General features: G+C 37.1%; 22 protein-coding genes and 1 riboswitch. Of the genes, 3 read left to right on the top strand and 19 right to left on the bottom strand.

Features of this window, described 5'->3' with window-relative positions:
- Window positions 1-19: 19 nt before the first annotated feature.
- The 16 genes from AC4QJR_RS10510 to AC4QJR_RS10435 form a co-directional block, all read right to left on the bottom strand.
- On the bottom strand, window positions 20-706 hold the full coding sequence (locus tag AC4QJR_RS10510; RefSeq protein ID WP_251463439.1) for a response regulator: 687 nt from the start codon (window positions 704-706) through the stop codon (window positions 20-22).
- Window positions 699-2,345, bottom strand: coding sequence for an ATP-binding protein (locus AC4QJR_RS10505; RefSeq protein WP_496526117.1), 1,647 nt, complete (start codon window positions 2,343-2,345; stop codon window positions 699-701). Before AC4QJR_RS10505 ends, AC4QJR_RS10510 begins: the two co-directional genes overlap by 8 nt.
- A 102-nt stretch (window positions 2,346-2,447) precedes the next feature.
- Window positions 2,448-3,407, bottom strand: coding sequence for an aldolase catalytic domain-containing protein (locus tag AC4QJR_RS10500; RefSeq protein ID WP_098575207.1), 960 nt, complete (start codon window positions 3,405-3,407; stop codon window positions 2,448-2,450).
- A gap of 163 nt (window positions 3,408-3,570) precedes the next feature.
- Entirely contained in the window at window positions 3,571-4,938 is a 1,368-nt protein-coding gene (locus tag AC4QJR_RS10495; protein WP_496526116.1) for an FAD-binding oxidoreductase, read from the bottom strand.
- 276 nt (window positions 4,939-5,214) lie between these two features.
- Window positions 5,215-6,432, bottom strand: a complete 1,218-nt coding sequence (locus AC4QJR_RS10490) for an MFS transporter (RefSeq protein ID WP_496526115.1) — start codon at window positions 6,430-6,432, stop codon at window positions 5,215-5,217.
- A gap of 250 nt (window positions 6,433-6,682) precedes the next feature.
- Window positions 6,683-7,036: a hypothetical protein gene (locus tag AC4QJR_RS10485; protein WP_098575204.1), complete on the bottom strand. Its 354-nt coding sequence runs from the start codon at window positions 7,034-7,036 to the stop codon at window positions 6,683-6,685.
- A 32-nt stretch (window positions 7,037-7,068) separates the two neighbouring features.
- The gene (locus AC4QJR_RS10480) at window positions 7,069-8,445 is read right to left on the bottom strand and encodes an amino acid permease (RefSeq protein WP_496526114.1); all 1,377 of its coding nucleotides are present in this window, start codon (window positions 8,443-8,445) and stop codon (window positions 7,069-7,071) included.
- 155 nt (window positions 8,446-8,600) lie between these two features.
- Window positions 8,601-8,680, bottom strand: a riboswitch (glycine riboswitch).
- Between the two features lie 242 nt (window positions 8,681-8,922).
- Window positions 8,923-9,183 (bottom strand): hypothetical protein, encoded by a 261-nt coding sequence (locus AC4QJR_RS10475; protein WP_496526113.1) that lies wholly within the window; start codon window positions 9,181-9,183, stop codon window positions 8,923-8,925.
- Window positions 9,184-9,250: 67 nt separating this feature from the next.
- Window positions 9,251-9,739, bottom strand: coding sequence for a hypothetical protein (locus AC4QJR_RS10470; RefSeq protein ID WP_496526112.1), 489 nt, complete (start codon window positions 9,737-9,739; stop codon window positions 9,251-9,253).
- A gap of 38 nt (window positions 9,740-9,777) precedes the next feature.
- Window positions 9,778-10,539: a YybI family spore inner coat protein gene (locus AC4QJR_RS10465; RefSeq protein WP_496526111.1), complete on the bottom strand. Its 762-nt coding sequence runs from the start codon at window positions 10,537-10,539 to the stop codon at window positions 9,778-9,780.
- Window positions 10,540-10,797: 258 nt separating this feature from the next.
- Window positions 10,798-11,595 carry a DUF2935 domain-containing protein gene (locus tag AC4QJR_RS10460; protein WP_496526110.1) on the bottom strand — a complete coding sequence of 266 codons (798 nt, stop codon included), beginning with the start codon at window positions 11,593-11,595 and terminating at the stop codon, window positions 10,798-10,800.
- 215 nt (window positions 11,596-11,810) lie between these two features.
- Window positions 11,811-13,250 carry a glycogen synthase GlgA gene (gene glgA, locus AC4QJR_RS10455; RefSeq protein WP_496526109.1) on the bottom strand — a complete coding sequence of 480 codons (1,440 nt, stop codon included), beginning with the start codon at window positions 13,248-13,250 and terminating at the stop codon, window positions 11,811-11,813.
- Between the two features lie 6 nt (window positions 13,251-13,256).
- Window positions 13,257-14,273, bottom strand: coding sequence for a GlgC family sugar phosphate nucleotidyltransferase (locus AC4QJR_RS10450; protein ID WP_098575198.1), 1,017 nt, complete (start codon window positions 14,271-14,273; stop codon window positions 13,257-13,259).
- Window positions 14,274-14,303: 30 nt separating this feature from the next.
- Window positions 14,304-15,434: a glucose-1-phosphate adenylyltransferase gene (locus AC4QJR_RS10445; RefSeq protein ID WP_496526108.1), complete on the bottom strand. Its 1,131-nt coding sequence runs from the start codon at window positions 15,432-15,434 to the stop codon at window positions 14,304-14,306.
- Window positions 15,382-17,316, bottom strand: a complete 1,935-nt coding sequence (glgB, locus tag AC4QJR_RS10440; protein ID WP_496526107.1) for a 1,4-alpha-glucan branching enzyme — start codon at window positions 17,314-17,316, stop codon at window positions 15,382-15,384. The genes AC4QJR_RS10445 and glgB overlap by 53 nt, the downstream gene beginning before the upstream one ends.
- A 125-nt stretch (window positions 17,317-17,441) precedes the next feature.
- Entirely contained in the window at window positions 17,442-17,708 is a 267-nt protein-coding gene (locus AC4QJR_RS10435; RefSeq protein WP_098575195.1) for a hypothetical protein, read from the bottom strand.
- A gap of 169 nt (window positions 17,709-17,877) precedes the next feature.
- Here AC4QJR_RS10435 and AC4QJR_RS10430 point away from each other — a divergent pair, with 169 nt between their 5' ends.
- A complete protein-coding gene (locus tag AC4QJR_RS10430; RefSeq protein ID WP_496526106.1) occupies window positions 17,878-18,657 on the top strand; it encodes a DUF5995 family protein in 780 nt (259 codons plus the stop codon).
- Window positions 18,658-18,867: 210 nt separating this feature from the next.
- Here the strand turns inward: AC4QJR_RS10430 and ftsZ are convergent, their stop codons facing one another.
- Window positions 18,868-20,016: a cell division protein FtsZ gene (ftsZ, locus tag AC4QJR_RS10425; RefSeq protein WP_496526105.1), complete on the bottom strand. Its 1,149-nt coding sequence runs from the start codon at window positions 20,014-20,016 to the stop codon at window positions 18,868-18,870.
- Window positions 20,017-20,498: 482 nt separating this feature from the next.
- Window positions 20,499-20,657, bottom strand: a complete 159-nt coding sequence (locus tag AC4QJR_RS10420; RefSeq protein WP_483861185.1) for a YuzK family famiily protein — start codon at window positions 20,655-20,657, stop codon at window positions 20,499-20,501.
- A gap of 386 nt (window positions 20,658-21,043) precedes the next feature.
- On the opposite strand from AC4QJR_RS10420, the gene AC4QJR_RS10415 reads away from it, so the two are divergent.
- On the top strand, window positions 21,044-21,619 hold the full coding sequence (locus AC4QJR_RS10415) for a MerR family transcriptional regulator (RefSeq protein WP_496526104.1): 576 nt from the start codon (window positions 21,044-21,046) through the stop codon (window positions 21,617-21,619).
- A gap of 593 nt (window positions 21,620-22,212) precedes the next feature.
- Here AC4QJR_RS10415 and hxlR read toward each other — a convergent pair.
- A complete protein-coding gene (hxlR, locus tag AC4QJR_RS10410) occupies window positions 22,213-22,578 on the bottom strand; it encodes a transcriptional activator HxlR (protein ID WP_098575191.1) in 366 nt (121 codons plus the stop codon).
- Window positions 22,579-22,728: 150 nt separating this feature from the next.
- On the opposite strand from hxlR, the gene AC4QJR_RS10405 reads away from it, so the two are divergent.
- The gene (locus tag AC4QJR_RS10405; RefSeq protein WP_251455819.1) at window positions 22,729-23,718 is read left to right on the top strand and encodes an NADPH:quinone oxidoreductase family protein; all 990 of its coding nucleotides are present in this window, start codon (window positions 22,729-22,731) and stop codon (window positions 23,716-23,718) included.
- Window positions 23,719-23,761: the final 43 nt, after the last annotated feature.

Below are 23,761 nucleotides of genomic sequence, written 5' to 3'. Positions count from 1 at the left end.
AGGATGCCAATTAGCATCCTCACTTAACAGAATAATATTTTCTCTCTGGCCTCCCGACAATTCCATACACCACTTCCGCTTTTGCCTCTTTTATAGAGGAAAGATATTCAAGATATCTCCGTGCTGTAATTCGAGATGCACCAATTTCCTTTCCCACTTCTTCAGCAGAAAGACCCTGGTTTTTCAATTGAAGAGTGTTTTTCACCTTTTCAAGGGTAATTTCATCAATTCCTTTAGGTAATCCAGTACCCTTCCCCAACTTTTCAGTCGTATTTTTACCGAACAGAAGGTCAACATAATTCTGGTCAACCTCTTGGCCTGACGATAGGATAGAGTGTTTTTTAATAAATTCTAAGACCACTTCTTCAAATCTTTCTCTATTTACAGGTTTAATTAAATAATTTTCTACTCCGTAGCTTAAAGCTTTTTCGAGGAAAATCTTATCAGTCGCAGCTGTGACCATAATAATGCTTATCTTTGGGAAACGCTCTCGAATGATGGGAAGCAAATCAGACCCTAGCATATCTGGCATATAGACATCAAGAATCAATAAGTCGGGGATTTTCTCCTTTAGCAGGTCTAGAGTTTGCTCACCATTTAATGACTTTCCCACCACCTCGATTTCCTTAAACTTATTTAAAAATTTTTCATGGATATCGGCTATTCGGAAATCATCTTCTGCAATCGCTACTTTTATCCTATTCAAGTTTTTCACTCCTCTCAATTTCCTTCGGCAGGTATACGGTAAAAATAGTTCCACTTTCCTTGGTACTCTGCACCTCAATCATACCATTCATTTCCAACACAGCATCCTCTGCATTGGATAGGCCAAATCCCCTCGGCTCAGACCCTTCTTTAGATGTAAACCCTCTTGAAAAAAGGAGTGGAATTTCCACATCAGTTATTCCTTTCCCATTATCCGAAATCTCAAATATGATATCACTGCCAATATCTGTAGCGAAGAATTTTACCGTGGGAGAATCCACACCATAAACAGCTTCAAATGCATTGTCAATTAGGTTTCCAAGAATTACAATTAAGTTCGAAAGTTTAAAATGGGATGGCAATTCCTTTAAAAAGCTATCAGAAATGATCTCAAACTTTATTTTCTTTTCAGAAGCCTTACCCAATTTTCCTAACAGAATAGCTTGGACTTTCGTGTCTTTGATATGGTTAAAAACAATAGAATTCTGAAATTGCAACACCTGTGTTTCAGATTGGAGCATTTCAATGGCCTGTTCGGTTTCTCCTAGCTGCAGCAGTCCTAATAACACATATAACTTATTGGTATATTCATGTGTTTGCGCACGAAGATCTTCCGAATAGCTATTTACTTCTGATAGGGTGTTTAACATTTGCTCAATTTCTGTTTTATCACGAAAAGAAGCAACCACTCCACTTACGCCAGACTCTTCAAAGAGTGGAGTACAGTTGACAATAACAGTTTTATCTTTCCAGACCATTTCTTTATCAACTTGTGGGTTTCCTGATTTTAAAACTTCATATAAATAATCAGAAGGAAACAGGCCATCTACTTTTATATGACGGACTGACCCGTTTATTTGTAATAGTCTTTTAGCAGGCTGATTCATCATCGTGATGAATCCCTCTTTATTAATAGCTAAAATCCCTTCTTTCACTCCATGAAGTACAGCATTCTTTTCTTTATATAGTGCAGCAATTTCAAAAGGTTCTAGCCCCATGGTATCTTTGCGAATATTTTTTCCCAGAAGGATACTTCCAAAAAGAGAAACCAAAAATGCGAAAAGAGATACAAGAAGTACCTTGTTAAGATTATTTATAATTTGCTGATGGACATCTTCAAGCAAAAAACCTACAGAAACGATTCCGATCACTTCACCCTTTTTATTAAAAATAGGTGATTTCCCTCTTATTGAAGGCCCGAGTGAACCCTTAGCCTTAGACACATAATATTCCCCTTGCTTAATTGCCCTCTCGTTATCTCCACCTTTCATTTTCTTACCAATCATCGATGGTAAAGGATGCGAAAATCTTGTCCCCTCTTTGTTTCCGATGACAACAAACTCTGCACCGGTTTCATTCCGAATCTTCTCTGCTAAAGGCTGTATTGTTTTGGATGGATCACTTGTCTGAACCGAAGAAATAATCGTGGGTATAAAAGAAACCGTTCTTGAAATTTCAAGCGCCATCCTGCCCCTGTTTTCCTCTATTTGTTTACTTTCCATATAACTGAAAAATACTGTTAACAAAATGATTAAAAATAACCCTAGTAATAGAACAAGCCCAAATATTTTTATCTGTAGCGATATGTTTTTGGATTTCAGGTGGCATACCTCCTTATTGAACTGCGTGGAATCGCACAAAATTCATTATATCCTTTTAAGGCTCAGATTTCTTTGTGGAAGTTGCCGTTAGTAAAAATAAAAAAAGTACCCCTACGAAAGAGGTACATTGAGTAATTTAAACTATTTTAAAGTTGTAGCCACTGTACTTTCGGGTGATGTTACTTTGTCATAAAAATCGACGAATTTATCACGGTCGGCACTGTCACGGTAAGCCATAGCCACACGTGGATGTTCATTCAGTACACCTGAAATCATATAAGGAATGATATAGCCCCACTCCCACTTTTCACGCATTTCAAGCATATGTTTCTCAATAACTCCAAGAACTGGTTTAATCTCATAGCTTGATTTTTGGATGTAGCTAACGAGAAGTTCTGTATTACAGTTACCTGCTGCCCGGCCCATGCCATATACAGACGAATCCAAGTAGGTAACCCCATTTCTAAGTGCAGTTAAAGTATTGGCAAAGGCTAACTGCATATTGTTATGTGTATGGATTCCCAGTTGTTTGTTAGGGATCATCTCTTTGAATTTCTTTACTTGATGCTCAATATCTACTGGGTCTAGACTACCAAAAGAATCAACAATATAGACCACATCAACAGGGCTTTGCTTCACCAATTCAAACGCTTTAATCAGCTGTTGTTCAGGTACACTTGATAATGCCATAATGTTAAGGGAAGTTTCATAACCCAAATCATGGAACATCTGGACAAGTTCTAAGCCCTTATCCACTTCACGGATATAGCAAGCCACACGAATCATATCTAGAACACTTTGTTCACGAGGGAGAATATCGTTGGGATCTACACGCCCAATATCTACTAGAGCTGATAGCTTGGTGAACTTTTTCACAGGGATAATTTCCTTCAAGAAGTTATCATCAAGAAATCTCCATGGATTTGGCTCGGTCGCATTAAGAAGTTTAGGAGAATTTTTGTAACCAATCTCCATGTATTCAACACCTGAAGCACTTAGACCTTCATACAAGTCTTGAACAAATTCGACACTAAAGTCCCAATTGTTAACTAGCCCTCCATCTCGAATGGTACAGTCTAAAATTTTGCTACTTTGTTCCATAATCGTATTTCCCCCTGTATATTTCACTTTTTCAATATTATTTCACACTTTTATGCTTTTAAGCGCTAAAATTTCTTATTGTGTTTATATCACGGTTTGTCCAACGATGTCAACCTAATTTCCGAAAATTCGTAAAATCTTTGAATATATCAATATATTAGCCCTACTTTGATTTAAACATTTTCCCAGGATTTAATATACCAAGTGGATCAAATTGGTCTTTTATCATTTTCATTAGATGAATAGTACTAGCATGTTCTTTATATAGATAGTCAATTTTTCCAAGTCCAATTCCATGTTCGCCTGTAGCTGTTCCGCCACATTCAATCGCAAATTCTACAATTTTTTGGTTAACAGTATGTGCCATATCTGACTCAACATGGTCCTTCGGATCAATCATAATTAATGCATGAAAGTTTCCATCTCCTACATGCCCTACGATACCGCCAATCAATCCATACTCTTCAAGTAACGAACTTGCATGAGAAATGGCATCCGGAAGCTTAGATAATGGTACACACACGTCCGTACTCATATTTTTCTTCGCTGGATAACCATGTTTAAAGGCATATGCAAGGGTATGACGTGCCTCCCACAACTTCGCTTTTTTCAGAGAGTCTGTTTCGTATTCAAATTGAGAACAACCTTCTAAGTCTGCTAATTCTTTCGCAAATTTAACATCTGCCTTTATCCCTTCTTCATTTCCGTGGAACTCCATAAATAGAGTTGGCTGCTCAGGGTATATAGTTTCGTTATGTATATTTACTTGTTTCATAGAACGAGCATCTACAAGTTCAATACGGGCTATGGGGATGCCTGATGAGACCATAGCATTCGCGGCCTTAATCGCATGATCGACAGAAGGAAAGACAGCTCTGCAAGCAAGTGTCGCTTCCGGAATTCCAAGAACTTTTAAAGTGATTTCAGTAAAAACTCCTAATGTTCCTTCTGAGCCAACAAATAAAGGTGTTAAATTATATCCTGAAGAAGATTTTGCCGCTAACCCGCCTAGGTTTACTATTTCCCCATTTGCTAAAACTACTTCAAGTCCTCTAACTACATCTTTCATGGCACCATATTTAACAGTGGTTGTACCTGAGGCATTCGTACTCGTCATCCCGCCAATCGTCGCATCTGCACCAGGGTCAACGGGAAAGAAGAGACCATACTTTTTGAGTGCCTTATTTAATTGTTTACGAGTAACACCCGGTTGCACCTTTATAAGAAGGTCCTTTTCCCTAACTTCAATGATATGATTCATGAATTGAAAATCCATTGAGATTCCGCCTGAAACAGGGATTGGATGTCCTTCTAGGCTGGAACCTGCCCCAAAAGGGACAACTGGTATTTTATACTTATATGCTATTTTCATAATTTCTGAAATCTCTATTTTACTTTTAGGGAAAACCACGATATCTGGTTTTACAGGTTGATGATACGATTCATCCTTGCTATGATGTTCTAAAATGGTAGGATTTTCACTTATTTGTTCATCAGGCAGAAGGTCTCTCAGAGCTTTTTTCCATTCCAAAGATTATACATCCTCTCATCGTAAGTAATTATTAATTCATTATTACTCTATTATTATCTTTTTACAAATAATTCACACAATTCTCCGCAATGTTTTTCTATAATCCAAATAGATTATGAAAAAACAGTGTTATTTTATCTTATGTTTACTGGTCTAATTGTTTGGAGGCGACCAACTAATATAAAGGTAAATGTTAACGAATAATTTGCTATTAGACTAGTTGAAAAAGGCATTGGATTTTAAAATCCCAATGCCTGAATGTTTCCTTCTTTCATTTTAAACTGCTTTAGATAAGCTAATGTCTTGTACTTCAGTAGTTTTTCCTTTTTTCAAGCTAATCATTGCGATAAAGGAGATACAGTAGAGTAGTGCGAGATATCCCATTGCTGCCGTAACATTAGCATGCTGCAAGATATATCCTACTAATATTGGAGATAATCCTCCTAATGCTCGTCCAAAGTTAAAGATTGTGTTGGTTGCTGTGCTTCGAATTTCTACTGAATAGAAACTGCTTATTAATGCCCCATAACCCGCAAACATACCATTCGAGAAGAACCCGACGATTGCACCCCCGATTAATAGACCAGCACTCCCTGACGCATAGGCATATAAAAAGACAGCGACTGCTGATGCGAATAAGAAGATTCCATATGAGCGTTTCATCCCAAAGCGATCGATAAAGTGTCCAAAGGTTAACATTCCTGCAATCATACCAGCCGCAGTGCTAATCGTCCAAAGGGCAGAGTTTGAAACCGACAAACCTTGGGATTGTTGCAGCATAGATGGAAGCCAAATCATCAAACCATTATATCCAGCAATTTGGACAGTTGCCATGATCGCTAGAGCAATCGTTGTTACTGAGGTTCTTGGCGTCGCAAACAATTGCTTTAATTTCCATTCTCTGGGCACAAGTTGTTTTTTATTCTGGGTTTTCAACCATTCAGGTGATTCATCCAATTTCTTTCTGACGATAAAGGCGAAGATAACCGGAACCAATCCGGTGAAAAACAATCCCCTCCAGCCCCATGAAGGAAGGATGATTGCACTAAGAAGAGCAGCAAGAATCACACCGTATTGAGCACCAACGCTGACATAAGAAGAAGCTCGTCCTTGTTTATTTTTTGGCCACGCTTCCGCTACAAGCGCCATACCGATCCCGTATTCCCCTCCTGCACCTAAGCCGGCAATAAATCGAAAGATGTAAACTTGTTCAATATTTTCGGCTAAGCCGGTTAATGCGGTCCCGATAGCAAATAGTAGAATTGTGTAAGTAAAGATTTTAACTCTCCCAAATTTATCTGCTAATATACCGAAGATGACTCCCCCAGCTAGCATTCCTAGATTTGTAATAGAAGAAATGAGACCGCCTGCCACCATGTCAATATTAAACTGAGCAATAATCATTGACATGGCAAAGGAGATAAACATGATATCCATGCCCTCTAATGTTAACCCTGCAACTGATGCGACTACTGTTTTTCTGCGATAATCCATTTCTGTCGTTCTCCTTTCAAGCCTCTCTGGACTATGATTAAAAGATAGTTGGCAAAAATAAAATGCCCTTTCATCCAAAGGACAAAAGGGCATTCATATACGTAACAAAGTATACATGAATTTTACTTTTGCCTTTTTGGCCTCTCTGGACCAATTTAAAGGAATTTAATTTCATCTAATAGTATCACGATAATTTTCATGTGACAATAAGAAATAACTAGTATTTTCTTTTGGAAAGAAGGTCATCACATTATTCACTTCTATTAAATGATTCACTGAGATTCTTTAACGTGTAAAGTCTGCCAGTTAACAGAAATAATTCATCGTAACTATTTTTTACGTATTCCTCAATAATTTTGAGCCCTTCTTTAAATTGATCCACTAAATAATACGTATACTTTTCATCCCAATCAAACTTATTAATTCTAAACAATTCATCTGAAAGGATCTGAAACTTATACTCTTCTATAAGAAGTTTTATTTGAAACAATTTGTCTGGTGTAAACCTGTTGCTGTTTTTATTGATATGACTTTTTTGAACATATGTTATAAATCCATTAATATTTTCAGCAAGCAAATTCGCCTTTTGCATCTCAAACTTCATAACGCACACTCCTCACTATCGAAAAAACATTATTATGAAGAGTGTATGTTTTGAGACATCAGTCTGACACCCTTTTTCTTTTTAAATGAATATAAAATGAATAAAAGAATGAACCAAACAGGTGTTAATAATAAAGCGGTACGAGTTGCTTCGGCAAATAGCATAATAATAAGAATGAGTGCAAATAACGTTAGGACGACATAATTGATAAATGGTGTGAACGGTGCTTTAAAAATCGACTTTTCATGTAAATCAGGACGTGATTTCCGGTAACGCAAATGACAAATTAATATGATGCTCCAAACCCAAATAAAACAAATCGCACTGATCGTTGTCACGATACCAAAGGCTTGTTCTGGAATCAGTTTACTTAAAAGAGCACCGGCTGATAGAACAAGAGTGGAAATAAATAATGCGTTACTTGGTACATGGTTTTTATTTAATTTAGCAAATTTAGCAGGTCCCTGTTTATGACCACTTAAATTAAACAATATTCGGCTGGTTGAAAATAATCCGCTGTTACACGCTGAAGCAGCTGATGTCAAGACAACAAAATTAATAATTCCTGCTGCAATTGGAATACCTACTAAGCTAAACGTCTTAACAAATGGACTATTAGCTGCATTCAGTTCTGTCCAAGGATTGATACATAAAAGAATGAAAAGGGCTCCCACATAGAAAAATAGAATTCGCAACGGGATTTTATTAATGGCAGATGGAATATTTCTTCGAGGATTAGATGTTTCCGCTGCGGAGACACCCACTAATTCAACACCTACAAATGCAAAAACAACCATTTGAAAAGACAAAAAGAAACCTGATATCCCATTTGGAAAAAGACCACCGTGTCCCCAGAGATTCTTGATTGAAACTGTTCCCGAATCGGTTTGAAATCCAATAACCAATAAAATGATTCCTATTACGATTAAAGCTAGAATGGTAATTACTTTGATGATTGCAAACCAAAACTCTAACTCTCCAAATAGCTTTACGGTTAGTAAATTTAATCCCAATAATACAATTAAGCAGATTAAAGCAGGTATCCATTGCGGAATATCGAACCAATATTGCACATATACCCCCACAGCAATAATATCAGCCATGGCGGTCATGATCCAACAAAACCAATACGTCCATCCTGTCACATAACCAGCCCACGGTCCAATGTATTCTTCCGCAAAATCCGTGAATGATTGATAGCCCGCATTCGATAATAGCAGTTCCCCAAGTGCCCTCATCACAAAAAAACAAGCAATACCGACGATTAAATAAGCAAATATGATAGATGGCCCTGCTAACTGGATCGCTCTTCCTGAACCAAGAAATAAACCTGTCCCAATCGTACCGCCAATCGCAATCAGTTGTACATGACGATCTTTTAAATCTCGTTTTAATTCTTGCTGTGCCATTTTCATTTCCTCCTTATTTTTGTAAAGTTCAAGTTGTGAATTGATGAGCAAAAGGTTAAAAACCATAAAAAAAGAGACTGGATCAGCTCCAATCTCATGGTCAAAAGAATAACAAATAATATTTATTACTCTTTTATTAGAATAACAAATAAAATATGTACTCTTCTGTCCTTTTGCCTGAGATTGTGAACCCTTCGGCGCCGCAGATTTCTGCGGTCTCTCCAGAAGCTGCTCCTGCTATAGTTTGACCCATAACAATCATAGCTTGCTTATTATTTAATTTTCAATAGAAGAACCAAAGGTTCAAAATCCCCGCTAAAAATTATTCAACCATCATCAAATCTTAAAATTTACATTATTGTTAAATAATTTTTAATTTTAGTAGTATTCAATCACTTTGTCAATACATATTTTCGGGACCTAGATTGGAGAACAAAAAATAAACCCACCTCATTCGTGAAGGGGTTCATTTTTTTCTTAATCTCCTAGGACCAAAAAATATTGAATATGATTGGCTGAGATGGGAGTGACCGCCATAATGCGATAACCGATACTTAGTAATTGTGACAACGTTTCTGCACAATTTTGCCGTGGCGGCTCAATTGGAGCATGGTAACTTTTATAAAGATTTAAGAATTGATTATGGTTTGTACAATGGAGCAAAATCACATGTCTACCGGTCCATGCTTGACCAATCATTGTTTGTGGTTGACCTTGAATTTCCCTTTTACTTCTCATAATGAACACCCTCGTGGATTGATACTATAGATTATGGAAAAAACCTTGTACAATGTTCTTACCATTCCTAACACAAAACGATAATTCTATAAGGTGTGCTTTGGGCGGGGATACTTTTGGTGGCTGGTCCATAAATGACAATAAGATCCCTGTTCGCGGGGTTTCTTGTAAAGGGTTGCCCATTTGTTAAAAGTATTTGGGTATATGGAGATATATTTAATCGTAACCGTCCATCACTACTCTCTAATTCACTATTAAAGTAATCAACTTTTACATTCTGATATGGGCTATCTTTAACCATGACAAGCGCTGGATATTGTGGAGGGTAAATAAGAATAGCAGGTGCATTTCCGTCATAATAACCAGTCACGCGATCTCCTATAGCCACAATTGCATGGTCAACAAAATAAGTCGTTGATGACACCACGAAATTCACAATTGCTCCCGTGCCGTTTTCTACAGATATTAATTTATTACAGCCTTCTCCTGTACCATTTTGACCTACAAGGTCAGTAATCATGGTGACAGTTCCATGAAACGAAAAAAATTTTGTCATCCATTTACCTCCTAGCTGATAAAAAATTCAGCTCGACACTAGTACGTACTGCTTAACTTTGTTCCAAAAATCTCTGTTGCCAATGATGTGGATATAAATTGAGTTCCATTCCATGTTAAAAGGTTTTCGACATAACCTAATGTATCCGCATTAGATGTACCAATAATCCGTTGAAGAACGAGTAAATCATAATTTATTCCTTTTCCATTTGTAACAATGGGATATAACGCAGTTGCTGCAAGAACCTCGCCCAGAACTGGCTGTTTTAATTTTCCATTTTCATCATAGAGCTCAGATAGATAATCATAACCTTTGTAACTAATGTCTAGGGTGAAAAGCAAATCTAACGAAGGGCTTCCTACAGTCACTTTATAAAAATCCTCATAATTGACTTTGAATCTATAACTTTTATTATATTTTTCAACATCAAACAATAGCATAGGGATATTATTTCTATAGGAGTAAATATAGAAAATACCGTATCCTCCGCTTCCCCCCGTTTCAATACTTACCAAAATATCCAATATATTATCATTAGAAAAATCCCCGAGAAAAAGCTGAGCATTGTATCCAGCATTATTTTGAAGATTAATAGATGAAATCCGTTTCGAACGCCCGTCTTGAATGACGAGTGTAATTTGATCAGCGAAGACTTCAGTTTCACCGTTTTTTCTTCCATATAAATAGACGTAATCTGCTATACCGTCACCTGTAACATCACCTTTCCTCATGTCAAGCAACATAAAGTTTCCAGGATAAGTATCATTAACAAAGGTTTGTTCTTGAAATTGCCTGTACAAATAGATCCCCCCTTCAAACATTTGTATGACTTGATTTACCATATGCAGGTAAATGCCTAGATGACACCGTTTTTAGGTCTGGAAGGGGTTTTACTGAAAAATAAATACACTTATACGAAAGTACAAGTTGATAGGTAAATAACTAATGAATAAATAAGCTTACGACAAATCCAATCGTTTACTTGCTTTTAATAAGGCAACAGAAACTCAAAAGAGAGCGGATACTTTCCCCCCCCCTCTTTTATTGATGCTTAGTTTTCATTCTTTTAGTCTAGGTTTAGCAGGATCACAGTTGGGTGGATCAAGTTTTGTCGATTCTGCTAACTTCATTAGATAATAACATTCTTCACGGTACATATGATCCGCCATTAAGGGGGCAAAGGTACCTAATGCTTGCTTACTTAGTCTAAGTTCTTCTATTTCCTGTAGAAAGTTTTGAAATAACTTAATTTCTAATTGACTGTCTAAGTTCATTTTATCCAAAGCAGGAAAAGACGCTAAATTGGTTCTTAAATACCCTGCAAGCTCCACGGATTTTAAGTAGAAATTCTCAAAATTCTTCAAATATGAATTACTTTTTTCTCTAAGTTTTTTTTCAACACCATCTAAATTGGTGGATATTGCTTCTGCATGCCCCGCTGCATCCAATAACCATAATAGGTGATGGTGGAGCTCGTGATACACAGGCGGGACTTCCCCAGCCTTTAAGTGCTCTAAAATTCTTAAATACTCCTCTAATTCATTTACCATATGATTTATAAAGGTAGGTGAAAGGTGAATTTTTATTTTTCCAATCAGATGTTTTCTTAATAATTCCAATTTAAATTCTCTTAATTTTATAACTTCGGATTCAGCTTCCCTGGATAATGTCCATAAATTTGCGGATTTCGTACGCTCAAGTAATGTGTCAAATTCTCTTATAAACGTTAAAGCCGTTTCAATTTCCTCTGTTTGAACGGCGGCTAACGATTCGTATATAAACCTTGAATGATCACCTAATATTTGGAGCCAGAATCGGTGTTCGAATCTAGCAGTTTTCTCAAAGACATCATTCATGTTTATTCCTCCCAAATAGTAATCAACACGCTATATTGATGTTATTCTTCTAACTTGCTTCTTATGAACAAAGTTAGGAAAAAGAATCAAGCATAACCTTGCCGCGAAAAGGTATAAACATCTTCTTGAAGGACATGCATATGATTAGTAAGTAAAAAGGAGACCTATGTTTATTGACATTGGTCTCCCTTTAGTTTCATAATTTATTTTGTATATTATTTTATGTCCTTCAGTAAATCCTCATAAATTTCGTTATATTCCTTAGCAGATTGCAACCAACTATAATCTTGACCCATTGCCTTTTTTACTAAGTTAGTCCAATATTCATTTTGATGATAAAAATAAATGGCTCTTTTAATGGTATGGAGCATATCATGGGCGTTGAAATTCTTAAAAGTGAAGCCGTTACCATTACCAGTAAATTCATTAAAAGAATGGACGGTATCATTTAAGCCACCGGTTTCTCTGACAATGGGGATTGTTCCGTACTGTAAGGCAATTAGCTGTCCTAATCCACAGGGTTCAAACTGTGAAGGCATTAAAAATAAATCAGCCCCCGCATAAATTTGATGTGCCAGCGTTTCATTAAAGCCTAAGTATACTCGTACTTTATCCGGATACTTATGTGCCATTTGCTTTAAGAAGTTTTCATATGTAGGGTCTCCTGAACCAAGCACTATGAATTGGATATCTTCCTGAATCATATTTTGAAATACATGGAGTACTAAATCCAAGCCTTTTTGACTTGTTAAGCGTGTGACCATGGCAATGATTGGCGTACTTTCTTTTTCTGGCAGCCCAAAATATTGCTGTAATTCTTGTTTATTTTCCACTTTGCCTTCTAGGGATTCGAGGTCATAAGGTAGAGCAATATCACGATCTATTTTAGGATTATAGGCTGTATCATCAATTCCATTTACAATTCCAAATAGCTTATGACTATATTTTCGTAATAACCCATCAAGTCTTTCCCCAAAATATGGATTTTGAATTTCCTCTTTATATGTGGGGCTGACAGTGGTTACAATATCAGATGCAATAATACCACCTTTCATAAAGCTAATATTCCCATAAAATTCAAGTTGTTCACTATTAAAATATTGATGCCCTAATCCTAGCTGCTCACTCATCACCTCATATGGAAAAATCCCTTGAAATTGTAAATTGTGAATCGTAAAGACTGTTTTAATATCCTTATACATTGGTATATGACGATAATTAGCATCTAATACAAAATTTACCATTCCTGTATGCCAATCATGGCAATGGATCACATCTGGAATGAAATCGAGATGCGGAATACACTCTAGAACGGCCTTAGAGAAAAATGAGAATCGTTCACCATCATCATAATGACCATATAAGGAATCACGAAAAAAGTAAAATTCGTTATCAATCAGATGATAGGTTATTCCATCATGCTCAGCAGTTAGGATACCGCAGTATTGACTGCGAAATCCTACCTGTACATTTATCGCTTGTTGAAAATGAAATAAATTTTTAAGTTTCTCAGGAATTAAACTGTAATTTGGTAAAATAACACGTACTTCAGTCCCTAACTTTTTTAACGCCTTAGGAAGTGCACCCGCTACATCCGCAAGGCCCCCTGTTTTGACAAACGGAACACACTCTGATACTGCAAATAAAACTTTCACGTATTCTCAACGCCCCTTTTGGACTTTCCCTTTTTCTACTAGGTAGGGTTTCTCTCTCGTACCTACCAATTGTACACCATTATCAATCTTGACATCCTTATCCAAAATTACACTATCTAGAATACAATTCTCTCCTATTTGACACTTCTGCATAATAATAGAATTACGAATCACAGCTCCTTTTCCAACTTTAACCGAACGGAAAAGAATACTATTATCTATTTCTCCTTGAATAATACAACCATTTGCAATCATCGAGTTCGTAACCTTTGCAGCATTTTTATATTGTGTTGGCGGCTCATCCTTTACCTTCGTAAAGATTGGCTCATTCTTAGTAAAAACCTGCTTCCATACGGTTGGCTGCAGCAAATCTAAACTATTTTGATAGTAGCTTTGGAGAGAGTCAATTGTGGTAATATAGCCAGCCCATTCATACATATTAATTTTAAATTTATGACGTTTATCATGTATAACATCAAAAATCGTGTAATATCCTTGATTTTTGTATTGTTCAAACAGAGAGAGTAATAAATTCTTATCCAAAATGTAAGTTTGCAGCGATTGTCCATTATGAAAAACCTCAGTAATATCTGCTTCATTTTCGATATGATGATCTAATATTTTACAAAAATCAATAGACCCGATTGTATTGCAATTCGTAATTACTACGTATTTTTGTTTACTTCGTAAAAAATAAGTAATATTTTTCGCAAAATGGGCAAAGGAACCAAATCGCTCGATTCTAGAAGTGCCCTCAGGAGAAAAGACAAACAGACCATCACGCTTTCTGTCCAAGTCCCATTGTTTACCGGATCCTAAATGATCTATCAGTGAACGGACTTCTTTCCCCGTAAAAATAGCCACATTCGTAATGCCTGAGTTCACCATATTTGATAACATAAAATCGACTAATCGATATCGGCCGGCAAACGGAAGTGATGCGAGAGACCGATGAGCAGTTAGGTTTTTAAACGTGTCAAATTCATTAGTTGCATTAATAATTCCAAGCATTGAGCACGGCATAGAATCGCCCTTCCTTTTCTGAATTTTTAACTAATCTTCCTCCGCATACAATATGACGGCATCACTGTTCTTTGAAGGGCGAATAACGGCATTGTCCTCCACTTTCATTCCTGGAGCGATAATAGCGCGCTCAATCACCGCATTTTTCCCGACTCGGGCATCTGGCATGATCACAGAGTCATGGATCACACTTCCTTCTTCCACTTTAACTCCTTGGAACAAAACGGAATGCTTAATTGACCCTTCTACAATACAGCCTTCATTTATTAATGATTCTTCGATGTGAGCAGTCGGCGCGATATATTGTGGCGGCTGGTTTGGATTAACCGAGTAGACTCTCCAATTCCGGTCATAAAGATCCAAGTCCGTTTCCTCTTTTAATAAGTCCATATTAGCCTCCCACAGGCTGCCTACAGTCCCAACATCCTTCCAGTAACCCTTGAATGGATAAGCCACAACCTTTTTCTTTTCTTCGAGTAGTAGTGGAATTATATCCTTGCCAAAATCATTGGATGATTCAGGGTTTTTATCATCCATTTCTAAAAAGGTTTTTAAAACCGGCCATTTAAAAATGTATATACCCATCGATGCTAAGTTACTTTTTGGATCTTTCGGTTTTTCCTCAAACTCAATAATGTCTAAATCCACATTTGTATTCATAATCCCAAAACGGCTTGCTTCCTCCCAAGGGACCTCAATGACAGAGATGGAAACATCTGCCTCCTTATCAATATGATAAGCGAGCATTTTAGAATAATCCATTTTATAAATATGGTCTCCAGACAGAATGAGGACGTATTCTGGATTGTATTGTTTTAAATAATTTATATTCTGATAAATCGCGTTTGCCGTACCTTTATACCACCTAAGACCTGCCGTCTCCGAATAGGGAGGCAAAACGGTAACGCCGCCACTAATTCTATCTAAATCCCAGGCGTTTCCAATTCCTATATAAGTATGCAATACAAGGGGCAGATATTGAGTCAATACTCCAACCGTATCAATTCCTGAATTTGTGCAGTTACTTAATGGAAAATCAATAATTCGATATTTCCCTCCAAATGAAACCGCCGGCTTTGCTTTATCTCTTGTTAATGCACTCAATCGGCTACCTTGACCGCCTGCTAGCAGCATGGCTACGCACTGTTTTTTCTTTACCATATCTTTTACTCCCCTTTCTTGTTTTCACTGGTCGTAAGATGGATATACCGAAAGGCGGAATAGTCATTTCTAGATGACTTGTCTGGTTATGAAACGCTTTATCAACGGATTTGATCTTCTTTTTATTTATTTGCCCAGAGCCACCAAAGGAAACCGCATCACTATTAAAAATCTCATTGTAATATGTGTAGGCTGGTACCCCAACTTTGAAGTTTTCATAGACGACCTCTGTAAAATTACACACGATAACAAGAAGATCACTTTCTTTTTTTCCTTTTCTTATAAAAGAGAAAATACTTTGATCTCTGTTATTAGCATCAATCCACTCGAATCCTTCAATTGAATGATCAAGCTCCCACAATGCTTTCATACGTTTGTAGAACCGCATCAATTCTTTAAAGTAACCATTCAAAACCCGGTGCATCTCAAAATCGTGTAATTCCCAATCTAAATCCTCTAAATCCTTCCATTCATCAAACTGACCAAATTCTCCACCCATAAATAGGAGCTTTTTACCGGGGTGTGCCATTAGAAACCCATATAATAAGCGTAGCTGGGCAAATTTCCGCCAATAATCGCCCGGCATTTTATTTAAAAGTGACTTTTTACCGTGTACAACTTCATCATGTGAGAAAGGTAGGACGAAGTTTTCAGAGTAAGCATACATAATGGAGAAAGTTACTTTATCATGCAAATACTTTCTATCCCGAGGTTCCGCCTCCATATATTTCAAAATATCATTCATCCAACCCATATTCCATTTATAGTTAAAGCCTAAACCACCTTCATAAGTAGGTCCTGTAACAAGCGGCCAATCTGTCGAATCTTCTGCAATCATTAAGACTGTAGGATCTGTCTCAAAAACCACTTTATTCAGATTTCGTAAGAAGGAAACTGCATATTCATTTTTTTGAAAAATCCCCCCTGCATTCCAGTACAACATATTGGCAACCGCATCCACACGAAATCCATCAACGTGGTAGTATTTCATCCAAAATAAGGCGTTAGAAATTAAAAAGCTTTTTACTTCACCTTTCCCCAAATCAAAATTTGCTGTTCCCCACACCTCATTCTCTCGGACAAATACATCTTTATATTCATAGACAGGCCGACCATCAAACATATATAAACCATGGGCATCCTTACAGAAATGTCCAGGAACCCAATCAAGAATAACACCGATACCGTTTTGATGGCATTGGTCGATAAAATACATTAAATCGTGTGGGCTGCCATATCGACTTGTTGAAGAAAAGTATCCTGTTCCTTGGTATCCCCATGAACGATCATACGGATGTTCAACGAGCGGCATCATTTCAATATGTGTAAAATGATGCTCAAGCACGTATGGAATCAGTTCATCAGCTAACTCTCTATATGTATAAAATGTTTCCTTATCCTTTTTCCTCCAAGAACCTAAATGAACCTCGTAAATGGCAAGTGGTTCTTCGTAAACACTTTTCTTTCTTTTATTTTCGAACCATTTTTGATCCTTCCAATTATATCCTTCAATATTATAAATAACAGAAGCAGTGTGAGGCCTGAGCTCTGAATAAAATGCATAGGGATCTGCTTTTAAGAACGTATTTCCGGCGGCTGTATAAATTTGATACTTATAGATTTCATCTTCTAGGAGGCCTGGTATAAATATGGACCATATTCCTTCGTTATTGAGCTTAGACATTCCATGATTGCTGCCATCCCATTTATTGAAGTTTCCGACCACTTTAACTTCAATAGCATGAGGAGCCCAAACAGAGAAGCGAGTACCCTTTACCCCATTTTGCGTTTCAAGATGAGCACCAAATACTTTGTAGCTTTCATACAAACTTCCTTCATGAAAAAGGTGTACTTCATAATCTGTAGGATTTGTTACATTCACATTTTCACCTCTTTCTTTCAATGTTTTGGCTCTCTTGTAGTTTTTCATAAATGAAGTGTTTAATGCATAACAAATAGAGTTTGCAAGAAGATGAAAACGACTCCGAAAAATCAGAGTCGCCTATATTAATTATCAGTATTTTTCAAGAAATAATTTATTACTTTTCTATACCGCCAAATATCTTTAGTATCAACTGGGAATTCCTTTATATCCCAATACGTTTGATATTTCCTATGTGCAGTCAGTGTACCATCAGGATATTGCATAAACGTAAGTACTCCATTATTTTCTTCATCTTCTATGGCGATGTAGTGTTTAGAACCATCCCAGCTCGCCAAATCACCAAATCTCTCACAAAACTGCTCCACATTCGCTTTGCTTCGAATAATCATAACATTCCCTCCCGCCTCATTTTAATTTGATAGTATTATAACATACTAGAATGGTATTGCATTATTACAAGAGTTATAAAAGTCATAAAAATTCGCAATATTCATTAGATTTAATCATAGAAATAGTACAGAAGTATTAATTCGTTCCGTTCAAGCTCCAGGAGGGGAAATGAGCATGGGATTGGCAAGTAAACAGACAGAGTCAATGCAAACGATTAATGAGGTAATTGAGGCAATGAAAGAGAAACTTGTGGTTTTTCAAAGAAATGAAGATCATCGGGTTGTATTCCATCATGTCTATCTTCTAATGACCAAGGAAATGCAAAAGCGTCTTTCATCTGATTTTTTCTTAGATTCAGTTTGGATGGAGCGTGTTCTTGTGGGATTCGCCCATTACTATTTTAATGCAATTGATGCCTATGAAGCAGGTTTAGCATGCCCTCCAGCATGGGATCTTGCCTTTCGTTTGGCTTCTGAAAAGCAAGGGTTAGTCCTTCAGGACGCATTACTTGGCATAAACGCTCACATCAATAGCGATTTACCCATGGTGATGTATAAAGTACTTAACGATGATCATGTATGGCCCGATGCTCGGATTATGCTGCGACGCCGCAAAGATCATGATCGACTAAACGATGTACTAGAAGATTTAATTGATCTTGTACAGGATGAGTTGTCCGCTCATTATGGACGGTTCATCCGAATTATTGACCATCTATTCGGCCAAAGAGATGAATTACTGTCCTCCTTCATCCTGACTCACTGCAGGACAAATGTTTGGTACAATACGGAACTTTTACTTGATGCTTCTGATGAGGAACAAAGGAATATGCAACGGCAACGCATAGAAAGCGATGCCCATACCATTGGTTTAAAGATTGCCAATTCTCGCTCCTTTAAATTCACAAAATACCTTGCCCCCTTTACTAGAAAAAGACGTTGGCTCTAACTTTTTGAGAGAATCGAGAACGATGAAATAAAAAAACTAATTCGTATCCTCTAAGCATATTGTAGTAGCATCCTTTAGAACTAAAACAAAAATCTCTTCTTAAACAACCATGATATCAGCAATGAAAACCGTACCATATTAATACTGACAATAAAAAATCCCAAGCTAGATAGACTTTGTATATCTACCGCTTAGGGATTTTCTATTATATCAAAATCTTCTTCTTCGATTACGCAAGAACGCTGGAATATCTAGAGATTCTTCAGACTGTTCTGGGTGTCTGTCATAATCTTGCATTGGTTCACTTCGGTGGATTTGATTACGTTGTACTCGTTGCTCCCTTTGATATGGATTGGGTATTTCTTCAATTGACGGCTGGGTAGCTGTTGGAATTATTATATCTTCTTTCTCAGTGAAACCAGTGGCAATAACCGTCACAATAATTTCTTCTACTAAGTTCTCGTTTATAACTGAACCAAAAATCATATTTAATTCTTCATGAGAAGCAGAAGCAACGATATCTGCTGCCTCCTGTACTTCAAACAGACTTAAATTATTCCCCCCAGTTATGTTCATGATTACACCATGAGCACCATTAATCGAAGTTTCAAGTAATGGACTATTTAAAGCTTTCTGTGCAGCCTCAACAGCACGATCTTTACCTTTGGCAATCCCAATACCCATTAACGCAGTTCCCTTATGGGACATAACCGTCTTCACGTCAGCAAAATCTAGATTGATTAAACCTGGTACAGCAATTAAATCGGAAATTCCTTGAACACCTTGTCGTAGTACATTATCCGCTTCACGGAAAGCTTCAATCATCGGTGTCTTTTTATCTACTATCTCTAATAAGCGATCGTTAGGGATAATAATCAAGGTGTCTACCGCTTCCCTCATACCGCTAATTCCATTTTCTGCGTTCGTTGCACGCTTTTTGCCTTCAAATTTAAACGGACGTGTTACAACCCCAATTGTCAGGGCACCAAGATTTCGGGCAATTTCAGCTATGGCAGGCGCTGCGCCTGTTCCTGTACCTCCACCCATTCCTGCTGTAACAAAAACCATATCTGCGCCTTCCAGCACTTCCTTGATTTGCTGTTTACTTTCTTCCACAGCTCTTCTGCCTATTTCCGGATTTGCTCCTGCTCCCAAACCCCTTGTCAATGCTGTACCGATTTGCATTGTGACGGCTGCTTTTGATTGATGAAGAGCTTGTGCATCGGTATTAACGGCAATAAATTCTACACCCTCAACGCCTTCTTCAATCATACGATTCACGGCGTTATTTCCCCCGCCGCCTACACCGATGACTTTAATCGTGGCGAGTTGGTCCATAGATGTATCAAATTCTAACATGTTCATTTCTCCTCTATAGTAATTTAGGTGGCAGGATTTTTCCTGATGCTTTCCAATAATCGCAGACCAAAAATTTTTTTCCAGATCGAAAAAAAAGGCGGCATTTTTGATTTAGTTGTAGTCTACTTAACTATAAATATATTGTCCAGTTAAGATACACCTATTTATCTGATAAAAAAATAGTAAAAAAAACTCACCTTCAATTACTGAAACTGTCTTCTCTTTTTTATTATTTGGCTGTGTTAAACAAGTCTGTTGATTTCCGTTCCAGGCACTTCGCTTTCCGCGGGCGTGCCGGGGAGCCTCCTCGTCGCTTTGCTCCTGCGGGGTCTCCCCTGCCCCGTACTCCCGCAGGAGTCTTCGTGCCTGAAACGAAGGTCAACAGAGTGTTAATATCAACATTAATCTTTAACACAGCCTATTATTTAAAAGTAAAAAAAGGGAAACCAGTGTGGTTTATTCACATTGGTTTCCCTTTTCATTCATACCTTTAAGCGATTATTATAATGAGCAAGTCTGTCTAAATCCGCAGTCATTCTACGACACCTAATATAGTCCTTTTTACGGCGTTTTTCGACTCTCATTCTCACTGTATGATTTCTACTGTAGTCTTCATAACCTACTCCATGGGCACTACGCATCGCTTTTTCCATTTCGCTCGTATAACTTAATTGTAAATGATTAATAACAAAATCATTCCTTTCAGTTTTTTTCACTTGGCGAATTGTTCTTTAATGTAGGTTTCATCTTATCATTGAATGCTGGGTCACACAAAGTCGAAAAAACGGTGTATTTTGCTGTATTAAGGAATGTCATCCAAACTCGAGAATATATCTCAGACATTCTAACTTTTTTAGCCATATCCTTCCATATAATGCTTAACCTATAAATCCCATTACTGATTATCAGTGACTGAATTGACCATCAAATAAAGAAAACATCTATATAGTTCAGAAGATTGATTTTCTAACAAATAAAAGGAAATTCTCAATGAATTATAGAAATGTTAAATTGGAGGTGCAGTGTTATGACGATCATTTATACACCTAGTGACGTACAGGAATTGCTTGGAATTGATGCAATTACATTACGGAAGTATGCTACCCACTTGGAAGGTCATGGGTATCTCGTTCAGCGTAATAGTAGAGGACATAGAACATATTTTGATAAGGATGTTCTCACCCTCCGCAAAATAATCGAATTCACTAAACAAGAGGGTATGACGATGGACCGTTCTGTCGAAGCAGTACTGGCATTGGCCTATGAAGAAAATAATCTGGTTACTGAAGAAAATAATTCGGTAACCTTTAAGGAAGAAGTGCCCATACAGTCAATTAATGATGGCGATGCTGAGCAGAATACTAATACTAATGAGCTATTGAATCGTATAGAACATTTGGAGGAAATAAACGTAGAATTAATCAAGCTTTTGAAGGAGAAGGCAGTACGGGAAGCTAAGCAAGAAGAGAAAATTAATCAAATATGGAAGTATGTAGACCGGATGGAGCACCAGGAGAAGGAACGCGGGCTAATGATTGATGAAGAAACAAGAAAGCAAATCGCAGCCGCAGAGCAAAAGAAATGGTGGCAGTGGTGGAAATGAGAAGAGCCGTGCTAAAGATAAGCATGGCTTCTTTTTACAAGCATAAGTCAGCAATGAAAAATTTTTTCATCCCGGGCATTAGTCGCCCCCACTTGTTAAAGGTGTTTGTTGATTTCTGGTTTCCACTAGCCGGCTCCGGCATTTTGACCTTCCCACCTGGCTCATACACAGTCACTACACTTATAAAAATAACAACAATCCCCCAAATTAATCCTTTACTACCTAATACCTTTTTCCTCGATTCAAGAGCTAATGGTATGATGATAATACCGAACGGCTGATACTCTCATTTGCATACAATCCTTTGTAAAAATCATTTAATCCTATCAATAGCGAAATGAAAAATTTGAACAAGTACGCACTTCTTCATTACATAGTGAAAAAAACTATACTGTAAAATTTATTTAGTTTCCCCTACCTTATTTTATTAGGAAAAAATTATCTTTTCTTTTCCACACTAAAAAGAAGAATTATTATTATACTTTTTCTAAAGTGAACAAGGCACTACAAAATACTAAAAATAATTATTAAATTATCATGAAATTAGGTTGCCCCCCCTTGGCCGGAGTCAACCTTAGATTACCAGTTAAAATTTATCTAATCGACTCTTGACTTACTAAAGGTTTCAACCCAGCTGTTTCCATATAATCTTTTCCCCAGTTATACATAGCATCGAGAATCGGCATCAAGCTTCTCCCTTGTTCAGTAAGGGAGTATTCTACTTTTGGAGGAACCACGGGATAGACTTCGCGTTTTACAATCAAGTCTTCTTCCAGTTCTCGCAATTGATTAACTAGCATTCTCTGTGTGATCCCTGGCATAAGAGCTTTCAGTTCACCAAATCGCTTCGTTCCCTCTTTGCCTAGATGCCATAATATAAGCATCTTCCATTTACCACCGATAACGGAAAGAGTTAATTCTTTTTCACAATTAAACATTTTATCCTGCATTCGTGACATTTCACTTCACCTCAATATTTATTATAACTCACAGTATACTTTTTTCACTATATGAAATAAAAGTATGTACTTGTAATATACTTCCATACATTATATATTAGCAGTGAATACAGAATTCTATTCTGCTGCTCAAGAAAGGAGTTAAAAAAAATGGAACAATTTAAAGCATTGATGATTGATAAAAATGAAAACGATTTTTCTGTTCAAGTCAAAAATATTACCTTAAATGAGTTACCTCAAGGTGATGTTTTAATCAAAGTTGTTTATTCTGCTATAAACTATAAAGATGGTTTAGCAAGTATTCCGAATGGGAAAATCATTACAACCTATCCCTTTATTCCAGGTATTGATTTAGCAGGGGTAGTCGTATCCTCTCAAGACCCACGTTTCCGTGAAGGGGACGAAGTCATTGCAACAAGCTATGAAATTGGTGTTTCCCATTATGGTGGTTATAGTGAATTTGCCCGAATTCCTGGTGATTGGATTGTCCAATTACCCAAAAATTTAACGTTGAAAGAATCAATGATTTTGGGGACAGCAGGTATTACTGCAGCCCTCTCCATTCAAAGGTTAGAAGATAACGGTTTAACACCAGAAAAAGGCAAAGTTCTTGTTACAGGAGCAACTGGCGGCGTAGGTAGTTTAGCTGTTTCCATGCTTTCAAAAAGAGGATACGAAGTAGTCGCTAGTACTGGTAAAAATTCTGAGCATACTTTTTTACATAAGATCGGTGCAAAAGAGATTATTTCTCGTGAAGATGTCTTTAACGGTAAAATCAAGCCCCTTGATAAACAAATATGGGCTGCGGCGGTTGATCCAGTAGGGGGGGAGACACTTGCATCCATCTTAAGTAAAATCCAATACAATGGTTCTGTTGCGGTCAGTGGTTTAACTGGTGGAGGAAGCATTCCTACCTCCGTGTTTCCGTTTATTTTACGTGGCATAAACCTTCTCGGTATTGATTCTGTTTATTGTCCAATGGATGTTCGGCAAGAACTATGGAATCGCATGACAACCGATTTAAAACCTTCTACTCTTTCTGAAATTATACAGAAAGAAATTACACTTAAAGAATTACCTCAAAACTTGCCTACTATTTTAAAAGGACAAGCAAGAGGTAGAATCATTGTAAAGATATAAAAAAAAATAAGAGAAGAGAGGGACTCAAATTCTCTCTCTTATG

It is taken from the genome of Neobacillus sp. BP17, assembly GCF_059579525.1.
This window is presented reverse-complemented; position numbering and strand designations above follow the sequence as displayed.

Coding starts and splice junctions, on each gene's coding strand:
- AC4QJR_RS10500 (WP_098575207.1), bottom strand. CDS start 3,407: ATGGAACAAAGTAGCAAAATTTTAGACTGTACCATTCGAGATGGAGGG.
- AC4QJR_RS10490 (WP_496526115.1), bottom strand. CDS start 6,432: ATGGATTATCGCAGAAAAACAGTAGTCGCATCAGTTGCAGGGTTAACA.
- AC4QJR_RS10485 (WP_098575204.1), bottom strand. CDS start 7,036: ATGAAGTTTGAGATGCAAAAGGCGAATTTGCTTGCTGAAAATATTAAT.
- AC4QJR_RS10480 (WP_496526114.1), bottom strand. CDS start 8,445: ATGGCACAGCAAGAATTAAAACGAGATTTAAAAGATCGTCATGTACAA.
- AC4QJR_RS10475 (WP_496526113.1), bottom strand. CDS start 9,183: ATGAGAAGTAAAAGGGAAATTCAAGGTCAACCACAAACAATGATTGGT.
- AC4QJR_RS10470 (WP_496526112.1), bottom strand. CDS start 9,739: ATGACAAAATTTTTTTCGTTTCATGGAACTGTCACCATGATTACTGAC.
- AC4QJR_RS10460 (WP_496526110.1), bottom strand. CDS start 11,595: ATGAATGATGTCTTTGAGAAAACTGCTAGATTCGAACACCGATTCTGG.
- AC4QJR_RS10450 (WP_098575198.1), bottom strand. CDS start 14,273: ATGCCGTGCTCAATGCTTGGAATTATTAATGCAACTAATGAATTTGAC.
- AC4QJR_RS10445 (WP_496526108.1), bottom strand. CDS start 15,434: ATGGTAAAGAAAAAACAGTGCGTAGCCATGCTGCTAGCAGGCGGTCAA.
- AC4QJR_RS10435 (WP_098575195.1), bottom strand. CDS start 17,708: ATGATTATTCGAAGCAAAGCGAATGTGGAGCAGTTTTGTGAGAGATTT.
- AC4QJR_RS10430 (WP_496526106.1), top strand. CDS start 17,878: ATGAGCATGGGATTGGCAAGTAAACAGACAGAGTCAATGCAAACGATT.
- ftsZ (WP_496526105.1), bottom strand. CDS start 20,016: ATGTTAGAATTTGATACATCTATGGACCAACTCGCCACGATTAAAGTC.
- AC4QJR_RS10420 (WP_483861185.1), bottom strand. CDS start 20,657: ATGCGTAGTGCCCATGGAGTAGGTTATGAAGACTACAGTAGAAATCAT.
- AC4QJR_RS10415 (WP_496526104.1), top strand. CDS start 21,044: ATGACGATCATTTATACACCTAGTGACGTACAGGAATTGCTTGGAATT.
- hxlR (WP_098575191.1), bottom strand. CDS start 22,578: ATGTCACGAATGCAGGATAAAATGTTTAATTGTGAAAAAGAATTAACT.
- AC4QJR_RS10405 (WP_251455819.1), top strand. CDS start 22,729: ATGGAACAATTTAAAGCATTGATGATTGATAAAAATGAAAACGATTTT.